Annotated in this window: 8 protein-coding genes; 5 read left to right on the forward strand and 3 right to left on the reverse strand. The window is 73.6% G+C overall.

Going from position 1 to position 9,257, the window contains the following annotated elements:
* Positions 1–145 precede the first annotated feature (145 nt).
* The 3 genes from ACFWU6_RS26170 to ACFWU6_RS26180 all read left to right on the forward strand — a co-directional run bounded on the left by ACFWU6_RS26170 (position 146) and on the right by ACFWU6_RS26180 (position 3,580).
* Positions 146–1,267, forward strand: coding sequence for a S1C family serine protease (locus ACFWU6_RS26170; protein WP_383983371.1), 1,122 nt, complete (start codon positions 146–148; stop codon positions 1,265–1,267).
* A gap of 151 nt (positions 1,268–1,418) precedes the next feature.
* On the forward strand, positions 1,419–2,153 hold the full coding sequence (locus ACFWU6_RS26175) for a response regulator transcription factor (RefSeq protein WP_383983373.1): 735 nt from the start codon (positions 1,419–1,421) through the stop codon (positions 2,151–2,153).
* Positions 2,150–3,580, forward strand: coding sequence for a sensor histidine kinase (locus ACFWU6_RS26180; RefSeq protein ID WP_383808227.1), 1,431 nt, complete (start codon positions 2,150–2,152; stop codon positions 3,578–3,580). Before ACFWU6_RS26175 ends, ACFWU6_RS26180 begins: the two co-directional genes overlap by 4 nt.
* Here ACFWU6_RS26180 and ACFWU6_RS26185 read toward each other — a convergent pair.
* A complete protein-coding gene (locus ACFWU6_RS26185; protein ID WP_383808230.1) occupies positions 3,560–4,435 on the reverse strand; it encodes a phosphatidylinositol-specific phospholipase C in 876 nt (291 codons plus the stop codon). The genes ACFWU6_RS26180 and ACFWU6_RS26185 overlap by 21 nt on opposite strands.
* Positions 4,436–4,484: 49 nt before the next feature.
* Entirely contained in the window at positions 4,485–5,108 is a 624-nt protein-coding gene (locus ACFWU6_RS26190; protein WP_383983375.1) for a TetR/AcrR family transcriptional regulator, read from the reverse strand.
* A 112-nt stretch (positions 5,109–5,220) separates the two neighbouring features.
* Between ACFWU6_RS26190 and ACFWU6_RS26195 the strand changes: the two genes are divergently transcribed.
* A complete protein-coding gene (locus ACFWU6_RS26195; RefSeq protein ID WP_383808237.1) occupies positions 5,221–6,006 on the forward strand; it encodes an alpha/beta fold hydrolase in 786 nt (261 codons plus the stop codon).
* Between the two features lie 90 nt (positions 6,007–6,096).
* Here ACFWU6_RS26195 and ACFWU6_RS26200 read toward each other — a convergent pair whose 3' ends face one another.
* Complete coding sequence (locus ACFWU6_RS26200) at positions 6,097–7,929, reverse strand: bifunctional metallophosphatase/5'-nucleotidase (RefSeq protein ID WP_383983377.1); 1,833 nt, start codon at positions 7,927–7,929, stop codon at positions 6,097–6,099.
* A 169-nt stretch (positions 7,930–8,098) separates the two neighbouring features.
* Here ACFWU6_RS26200 and mshD point away from each other — a divergent pair, with 169 nt between their 5' ends.
* On the forward strand, positions 8,099–9,028 hold the full coding sequence (mshD, locus tag ACFWU6_RS26205) for a mycothiol synthase (RefSeq protein ID WP_383808243.1): 930 nt from the start codon (positions 8,099–8,101) through the stop codon (positions 9,026–9,028).
* The last annotated feature ends 229 nt before the right edge of the window (positions 9,029–9,257 follow it).

The raw sequence follows: 9,257 nt of genomic DNA on the forward strand, positions 1-9,257 counted from the left end.
TGAGGTGGCCCCGGGTGGGGTGGGGAGCGGCAGGCGGGCCGTGGGCGCCCTTCCCGGGGGTTCTTATATCGGGCATACGCGGTTCTGTCGGGCTTCTCAGGTCAGCCTCAGGCTGCTCTCATGATCCGGGGACAGAGTCACCGTCATGACCGACAGCTTCCGCCGCGCAGGCGACCACCCCCAGGAGAACGGGCCGGCCCAGGACGCGGCGGGGGCCCCGTACCCGCCGCCGCCCGCCTATCCGCCCGCGGCCGCCCCCGGCCGGCACGAGGCGCACCGGCCCCCGGCGGGCGCCGCCTGGGTCGGCCCCGCCCACGCGGCGCCCGCGCCCCGCGCCGCGAGGCCCGTCGCGCTGCTGGCCGCGGTCGCGCTCGCCGCGGCGGCTGTCGGCGGGGGCACCGCGGCCGCCGTGCAGCAGCTGCTCGGCCACCCGGGCTCCGCCACCGGCTCCGGGGTCAGCGGCACCAACGTCTCGCAGTCCCGCACCGGCACCGTCTCCGGCGTCGCCGAGCAGGTCAGCCCCTCGGTGGTGCGCATCGACACCCGCACGGCCTCCGGCCAGGGCACCGGTTCGGGCATCGTGCTCACCGCCGACGGCGAGATCGCCACCAACAACCACGTCGTGGACGGCGCCTCGGAGATCCAGGTGACGATGAGCGACGGCAGGAAGTACGGCGCCAAGACCGTCGGCACCGATCCCGACAAGGACCTGGCGCTCATCAAGCTCCAGGGCGCGACCGGTCTCAAGCCCGCCGTCCTCGGCGACTCCGGCGGCCTCAAGGTCGGTGACGAGGTCGTCGCCATCGGCTCCCCCGACCGCCTCACCGGCACCGTCACCAGCGGCATCGTCTCCGCGCTGGAGCGCGAGGTGAACGTGCCGAAGTCGGAGCGGTCCCCGCAGAGCCGGCAGCAGGGCGGCGGCTTCCCCTTCTCCTACGGCGGCCGGCAGTTCAACGGGAGCACCGGCTCGGACACCACCTCGTACAAGGCCATCCAGACGGACGCCTCCCTCAACCCGGGCAACTCCGGCGGCGCCCTGGTGAACATGAAGGGCGAGATCGTGGGCATGCCGTCCGCGATCTACTCCCCCTCCAGCGACAGCTCCGGCGCCGGCAGCGTCGGCCTCGGCTTCGCCATCCCGGTCAACACCATCAAGGCCGACCTGGACTCCCTCCGCACGGGCGGCCCCGGCGGCGCCGGCCCGGGGAGCGGCGACGGCGGTGGCGACAGCGGCGGTTCCGCCTACGGATTCGGCACCTCGTACTGACCGGCGCGCCCCGCGGTGCGGCCGCCACCCGCCCGGTCCGCGCACCGCACGGAGAGGGCGCGCCCCCCGTGCGACGCTGGACGCAGACCCGCCGGCACCGGCCGCGACCACCGGCCCCGTCCCGGCCACGACGACCATGGGGGACCCATCCATGAATGCCGCCGAAGGCGACCCGCAGCGCATCCTCGTCGTCGACGACGAGCCGGCCGTCCGTGAGGCACTGCGCCGCAGTCTCGCCTTCGAGGGGTACTCCGTACGGACCGCGGTCGACGGGGTCGACGCCCTCGACACGGCGGACGCGTACTCCCCCGACCTGATCGTCCTGGACATCCAGATGCCGCGGATGGACGGCCTGACCGCGGCCCGACGGCTGCGCGCGGCCGGCAGCGTCACCCCGGTCCTGATGCTGACCGCCCGCGACACCGTCGGGGACCGCGTCACCGGCCTCGACGCGGGCGCCGACGACTACCTGGTCAAGCCCTTCGAGCTGGACGAGCTGTTCGCCCGCGTCCGCGCCCTGCTGCGCCGCAGCTCCTACGCCGCCCCGCGGCCCGGCGGCGGGGAGCACGACGACGCGCTGTCCTTCGGCGACCTGCGGATGGACCTCGCCACCCGCGAGGTCACCCGGGCGGGCCGACCGGTGGAGCTGACGCGCACCGAGTTCACCCTGCTGGAGATGTTCCTCGCGCACCCGCGCCAGGTGCTGACCCGCGAGCAGATCCTCAAGACCGTGTGGGGCTTCGACTTCGAGCCCAGCTCCAACTCCCTGGACGTGTACGTGATGTACCTGCGCCGCAAGACCGAGGCGGGCGGCGAGCCCCGGCTGGTGCACACCGTGCGCGGGGTGGGCTACGTCCTGCGCGCGGGCGAGAGCGGGCCCGAGTGAGCCCCGCGAACCGCTTCCGCGCCCTGCCGCTGCGCTCGCGGCTGGCGCTGCTGGTCACCGTCGCGGTGGCGGTCGCCGTGGCCGCGGTGGCGGCGGTGTCCTGGGTGATGGTGCGCACCCAGCTGAACGACCAGCTGAACCAGTCCCTCAAGGCCACGAACCCGACCTCGCAGGTGCTGCGGACCCTGCGCGACGGCTGTGTGGCCCGACCCGCGCAGACCCAGCCCGACATCGCCGGGAACCTCAACGCGACCGTCCAGATCGTCCTCGCCGACGGCACCCACTGCTGGGTGAGCGGGCTCACCGACCTGCCGGTCACCGAGGTCGACAAGGACATCGCGGCGGGCCGGCGGGACAAGGTCCTCTACGACACGGCGTCCACCGCGGGGGTGGGGATGCGCGTCTACACCTTCCCCGCACAGGCCCAGCCCGGCTCCGCGGTCTTCGCGATCTCGGTCGCCAAGCCGCTCGCCGACATCGACAAGCCGCTGTCGACCCTGGCCTGGGTGCTGCTGCTGGTCTCCGGCATCGGCGTGGTCGGCGCGGGCGCGGCCGGGCTGTGGGTGGCCCGTACGGGCCTGCGGCCGGTGGACGAGCTGACCGGCGCCGTCGAGCACATCGCGCGGACCGAGGACCTCACCGTCCGGATTCCCGACGAGGGCGACGACGAGATCGCCCGCCTGTCGCGGTCCTTCAACTCGATGACGGCCGCGCTCGCCTCCTCGCAGGCCCGCCAGGCCCAGCTGATCGCGGACGCCGGGCACGAGCTGCGCACCCCGCTCACCTCGCTGCGTACGAACATCGAGCTGCTGGCGCGCAGCGAGGACACCGGGCGGGCCATCCCGGCCGAGGACCGCAAGGAGCTGCTGGCCTCGGTCAAGGCGCAGATGACGGAGCTCGCCGCGCTGATCGGGGACCTGCAGGAGCTCTCCCGCCCGGACGTGGTGCCCCCCGGCCCGCTCGGCGTGGTGGCCCTGCACGAGATCGCCGGGACCGCGCTGTCCCGGGCGCGGCTGCGCGGCCCGGAGCTGTCCTTCAGCTCGGACCTGAGGCCCTGGTACGTACGGGGCGAGGCGGCCGCGCTGGAGCGCGCGGTGGTCAACGTCCTGGACAACGCGGTGAAGTTCAGTCCGCCGGGCGGCGCGGTCGAGGTGACGCTGCGGGCGGGCGAGCTGACCGTACGGGACCACGGTCCGGGCATCCCGGCCGAGGACCTCCCGCACGTGTTCGAGCGGTTCTGGCGCTCGCCGTCGGCCCGCGCCCTGCCCGGCAGCGGCCTGGGCCTGTCGATCGTGGCCCGTACGGTGCAGCGGGCGGGCGGGACGGCGCAGCTGCGTGCGGCCCGGGACGGCGGGCCGGGAGCGGAGGCCGTGCTCCGCATCCCGGGCGCGCCCGGCCCGCCGCCGTCAGTTGTGCCGGATCAGTGAGGCGACCAGGCCGGAGCGGGTGTTGGGGAAGTCCATCGGGACGATGCCGAGGCCGGTCCGGCCGGCCATCTCGGCGCCGTCGACGAAGGAGTGGGCCTGGGGGTTGAGGCGGTCGGAGTTCCAGCGGGGCGGCAGGTAGGCGGCGGTGCTGGTGTAGTTGACGAAGAGCCTGCCGGGCTGCTGGACGGCCCGGCGGAAGTGGTTCTCGATCCTGCCGCGCTTGGCGAAGGGCTCGGCGTTGTAGTCGTCCTGGATGTCGAAGACGCTGCCGTCGCCGTAGCGCAGGCCGGGCAGGCCGCCGTTGTCGGCGAGCAGCACCACCTTGCCGCGGGCCTGGCCGAGGGCGGGCAGGGCGTCGGCGATCCGGAAGAGGGGGCGCCAGCCGCGATTGTCGAGGTAGTCGTCGAAGACCGCGCGGAAGGCGGCGTCGGCTTCCGCGGAGTACTCCTGCTTGACCCGCATCAGGACGGTCTCGGAGGGGTGGGCGGCGAGGAAGTTCCGGCAGGCCGCCAGGACGTCCCCGAACATGAGGTCCTGGAAGAAGGACCCGTGGTGGATGGCGAACGACCCGCCCGTGACGCGGCAGCGGACGTCGAGGAAGCGGATGCCGGAGTCGAGCTGCTGCGCGATCGAGGTGTTCTGGCAGGCGACGTAGAGGCCGCCCTTGGTGGCGCCGGAGTCGTGCGTGCCGGGGATGGTCATCCGCTGGAGGGGTGTCGTGTCGCCGAGGCCGGCCATCCAGTCCTGGGTGCCGAGCGCCCGGGCGGAGGCGGGTGCCGCCGTCCCCCAGCCGATCGCCGTGCCGGTGCCCGCCGCCAGTGCTCCGACCAGAAACGCCCGCCGGTCCAGTCCCATGTCCGCCCCTCCGCCGACCCGGTGATGGGCGGATTATGGCGTGGACACCTCAAGAATGCCATTCATCGGCAGGGCCCGATCCGGGGGGCGTACGGGCCGCGCTCCGGTCCTCCAGCAGCTCCGCCAGCCCGCGCAGCCCCGCCACCAGCTCCCGGCCGGTCGGGGCCTGCTCCGGATCGGTCAGGGTCTGCACCATCACCCCGGTCATCAGCGCGATCTGCACCGATCCGAGGCTCCGGGCGTCGGCCGGCGCCACCTCCGACTCCGGCACCCCCCGCAGCAGCGAGGCCACGTGCGGGCGGGCGGCGCGCTGGCCGGCGGCCAGCGCGGCGAGGAGCTCCGGGGAGGACTGCGCGTGCACGAAGGCCTCGACGTTGGCGATCCACAGCCAGCGCAGCTCGCCGAAGTTGCGGACCTTGCGGTCCCACATGTCGGCGAACCGCTCCTCGGCGGTCTCGCCCTCCCCGGCGAGCCCGCCGACGGCCTCGCTCCACTCGTCGATGGCGGCGAAGAGCACCTGGTTGAGCAGCGCCTCGCGCGAGCCGAAGTGGTAGCCGATCGCCGCCATGCTCACCCGCGAAGCCGTGGCGATGTCCCGCACGGTCGTGCGCAGGTAGCCCTTCTCCTCCAGGCAGCGGCGCGCTCCGGCCAGCAGGTCCTCGCGATTTCCCATGGCGGGATCGTAGCCGCGGACCATTTTGGGCAAGCGCCCTACACAAACGTATTGCGCGCTTGCCCCATTCCTGTCAGGCTGGGGACACCGAGAGACAGAACGGGGAGAACGCATGCGCCACGACCTCCGGATCGACGACCGCACCCTGTCCTACCTGGACTTCGGCGGCCCCGGCCGCCCGCTCCTCGCCCTGCACGGCGGCATGTGCGAGGGCGCCCACTTCGCCGGCCTGGCCGCCGCCCTCGGCGACGACTGGCGCGTCATCGCCCCCGACCAGCGCGGCCACGGCGACTCCGACCGCGCCGACGCGTACGACCGCGCCGGATACGTCGCCGACGCCGTCGCCCTGCTGGAACACCTCGGCCTCACCGCCGCGCCGGTGGCCGTCCTCGGCTTCTCCCTCGGCGGGCTCAACGCCTACCAGCTGGCCGCCGACCGCCCCGACCTGGTCTCCGCGCTCGTCAACGTCGACGCCGGCGTGGAGTTCCCGCACCCCGGCCGCGGCGGCTCCTTCGGCTTCCTGGCCGACCTGCCCTACACGGCCGCGACCCGCGAGGAGCTCGTCGCCGCCTGCGGCCCCCTCGGCGAGGGCGTCGGCCCCTTCCTGCGGCCGCTGCCCGACGCGACGGGCTGGCGGCTTCCGTTCCACCCGCAGGACGTCCTGGCCACCCTGGAGCAGACCCCCCGCTCCAACTGGGACGCCTGGCTGGCCGGCTCGTGCCCCGCGCTGCTCGTCCACGGCCTGCGCAGCGAGGCGCTCCCGCGGGAGCAGGCCGACGCGATGGTCTCCCGGCGGCCCGGGACCTCGTACGTCGGCCTCGACACGGAGCACTTCGTGCCGTTCCAGGACCCCGAGGGCTTCCACGCGGCCGTCCGGACCTTCCTGGCCGGCCTCTGAACCCGCCGCGAGGAAGAACGCCGAAGGGGCGGCGGGCCGTCGGGCCCGCCGCCCCCTCGGGCGTGCTGTACGGAGGTACTGGCGGAGGTACTACTTGACGACCGTGATCCGGTTCGCCGCCGGCGGGGCGATCGGCGCGGCCTGCGAGGAGTTGTTCGTCAGGTAGGCGTTCAAGCAGTCCAGGTCGGACGCGCCCACCAGCTTGTTCTTGTGCTCCTTCAGGACGGTGAAGCCGTCACCGCCGCCCGCGAGGAACTCGTTCATCGCGACCCGGTAGGTCCTGGCCGGGTCGATCGGCGCGCCGTTCAGCCGCACCGAGTCCACGACGACGCGGTCCGCACCGGTCCTCGTCATGTCCAGGGTGTAGGTGAAGCCCTTCGACACCTGCAGGATCTTCGGGCTGGCCCCGTTGACCGGGCCGCTGACCTGCTGCTGGAGCGCGGTGACCAGCTGGGCGCCGGTCAGGTCCACGACGTTCATCATGTTGGTGAACGGCTGGACCGTGAAGGACTCGCCGTAGGTCACCACGCCGTCGCCCTCCCCGCCCGAGGCCTTGTACGCGAGGTCCGATCGGATGCCGCCCGGGTTCATGACGGCCAGCTCCGCACCGCCCTTGCCGGCCGGGGCCAGGGCCTCCAGCTGCGCGTCGGCGATCAGGTCGCCCAGCGGCTTCTCGAACTCCGGCGAGCCGCGGCCCGGGATGTCGGCCGAGATGAAGCCCTGCGGGCGGTTGGCGACCGGGGCCGCCAGCTCGTTCCAGCGCCGGATCAGCTCGGTCATGTCCGCGGCCTTGGGCTGATCGCGGGTGACGACCTTGTTGACCGGCTTCGGCGAGGTGACCGGCGTACGGACGATGTCCTTGGTCTGCCGGTCGTACGTCAGCGTGGTGTCCGTGTACAGGCGCCCGATGGAGGCGGCCGAGGTGACCGTGCGCGGATTGCCCGCGGGGTCGGGGATGTTGCAGGCGTACGCCTGGTGCGTGTGGCCGGTCACCAGCGCGTCGACCTTCGGGTCCACGTTCTTGGCGATGTCGACGATCGCACCGGAGACGCCGGCGCCCGCACCCGGGACGTCGCAGTCGTAGTTGTACGCGCCGCTCGCGGGCAGACCGCCCTCGTGGATCAGCGCGACGATCGACTTCACGCCCTGCTTGTTCAGCTCGGCGGCGTACTTGTTGATCGTCTCGACCTCGTCGCCGAACTTCAGGCCCTTGACGCCCTCGGCGGTCACGATGTCCGGAGTGCCCTCCAGGGTGACGCCGATGAAGCCGATCTTCACGTCCCCCTTCTTCCAGACGAAGGTGGGCGACATCAGCGGACGCTTGGTCTTCTCGTCCGTCACGTTCGCCGCGAGGTAGGGGAATTCGGCGCCGGTGAAGGTCTTGCCGTACTCGAAACAGCCCTCGACGGGGTGACAACCGCCGTACGCCATGCGGCGCAGCTCGGTCTTGCCCTCGTCGAACTCGTGGTTGCCGACGCCGGAGACGTCCAGGTCGATCTTGTTGAGCGCCTCGATGCTCGGCTCGTCGTGGAAGAGCCCGGACAGCATCGGGCTGCCGCCGATCATGTCACCGGCGGCGGCGGTGACGGAGTACTCGTGGCCCTTGCGGGCTTCGCGCAGGCTGGTCGCGAGGTACTCGACCCCGCCCGCGGGTATGGCTTTGGAGGTGCCGTCGGCCTGACGCTCGGTCACGGTGCCGGAGGAGCCCTGCGGGGGCTCCAGGGTGCCGTGGAAATCGTTGAACGAGAGCATCTGCACATCGACGGTACGGCTCTTGGCCGCACCGCTCTTGGCCGCACCGCCACCACTCGCGGCGCCGGCCGGCAGTGCGGCGGCCACCATCATCCCGGCCCCGGCCGTGACGGCGAGGGCGGTGAGGGTCAACCGGCGGGAGCGGCGGAGCCGTTGTGGCGTCGCTGACATTTGTTCCCCTTTGTGGACAGCGAGACAGCTTGGGAGGTCCGCCGCAGCCTATGGTCAACGCGCGTAGCGCGACTAGGGGGATCGGGTATCGAGGTGGTTACGCGCAGAAGACGGACCACGGCCGGGGCCGCGCTCCGCCGCGCGCCCGTCGCGGTCGTAGGCTCGTGCCATGACTGACGCAGCAGCGGCCGTGGAGCCGGGACGGCAGATTGAGACCCTCGACGAACTGACGGAGGACCAGGCCGACGCCGTACTCGCCCTGATCGAGGACGCCGCGCGCACGGACGGCACCACCGCCGTCTCCGAGCAGGGCCGGCTCCGGCTGCGGGGCGGGGCGCGCGAGGGCGTCCGGCACCTCCTGCTCACCGCGGGCGGCCGCCTCGCCGGATACGGGCAGCTGGAGGACACCGACCCGGTGGAGGCGCCGGCCGCCGAGCTCCTCGTCCACCCCGCGCTGCGCGGGCGCGGACACGGCAGGGCCCTGGGCACGGCCCTGCTCGCCGCCTCCGGCAAGCGGCTGCGGGTGTGGGCGCACGGCGGCAAGTCCGCCGCCCGGCACCTCGCGCAGGTGCTCGGCCTGACGCTGTTCCGCGAACTGCGTCAGCTGCGCCGCCCCCTCGGCGCGGACGCCGCCCCGCTGCCGGAGGCGACGCTGCCGGCCGGCGTGACGGTCCGCACCTTCGTCCCCGGCTCGGACGACGCGGCCTGGCTCGCGGCGAACTCCGCCGCCTTCGCCCACCACCCGGAGCAGGGCGCGCTGACGCAGCGCGACCTGGACGACCGGATGGCGCAGCCGTGGTTCGACGCCAAGGGGTTCTTCCTCGCGGAGCGCGACGGGGAGCTCGTCGGCTTCCACTGGACGAAGGTCCACGCGGCGGAGCAGCTGGGTGAGGTGTACGTGGTCGGCGTCCGCCCCGGCGCCCAGGGCGGCGGGCTCGGCAAGGCCCTCACGGCGATCGGCCTGCGCCACCTGGCGGCGCAGGGCCTGCCGACGGCGATGCTGTACGTGGACGCCGACAACCCGGCGGCCCTCGCGGTCTACGAGGGCCTCGGCTTCACCACCCACGAGGTCGACCTGATGTACCGCACGGAAAGCTGACCCCGCCGGGACGGCCCGACCCGCCGAGACCGCCCGCCTCCGACCCACCGGGGCCCCTGCCGCCCCGCCCGGCTCGGACCCGCCCCGGCCCACCGGGCCGCCTGCCCCTCCCGCCCTCGGGAGCCCGCGGAGCCCGCCGCTCACCGGCCCGCCGGGGCTGCCTGCCGCCCCCGCCCGGCGCCGCTCCTGCCGTCCGTGCCGCCTCTTCCAGCCCCGCCGGCGTTTGAGG

This window comes from Streptomyces sp. NPDC058674, assembly GCF_042716505.1.
Classification (GTDB): Bacteria; Actinomycetota; Actinomycetes; order Streptomycetales; family Streptomycetaceae; genus Streptomyces.

What these genes read in the sequence shown, in the direction of transcription:
- ACFWU6_RS26170 (WP_383983371.1), top strand. Translation starts at nt 146, where the DNA reads ATGACCGACAGCTTCCGCCGCGCAGGCGACCACCCCCAGGAGAACGGG.
- ACFWU6_RS26175 (WP_383983373.1), top strand. Translation starts at nt 1,419, where the DNA reads ATGAATGCCGCCGAAGGCGACCCGCAGCGCATCCTCGTCGTCGACGAC.
- ACFWU6_RS26185 (WP_383808230.1), bottom strand. Translation starts at nt 4,435, where the DNA reads ATGGGACTGGACCGGCGGGCGTTTCTGGTCGGAGCACTGGCGGCGGGC.
- ACFWU6_RS26190 (WP_383983375.1), bottom strand. Translation starts at nt 5,108, where the DNA reads ATGGGAAATCGCGAGGACCTGCTGGCCGGAGCGCGCCGCTGCCTGGAG.
- ACFWU6_RS26195 (WP_383808237.1), top strand. Translation starts at nt 5,221, where the DNA reads ATGCGCCACGACCTCCGGATCGACGACCGCACCCTGTCCTACCTGGAC.
- ACFWU6_RS26200 (WP_383983377.1), bottom strand. Translation starts at nt 7,929, where the DNA reads ATGTCAGCGACGCCACAACGGCTCCGCCGCTCCCGCCGGTTGACCCTC.
- mshD (WP_383808243.1), top strand. Translation starts at nt 8,099, where the DNA reads ATGACTGACGCAGCAGCGGCCGTGGAGCCGGGACGGCAGATTGAGACC.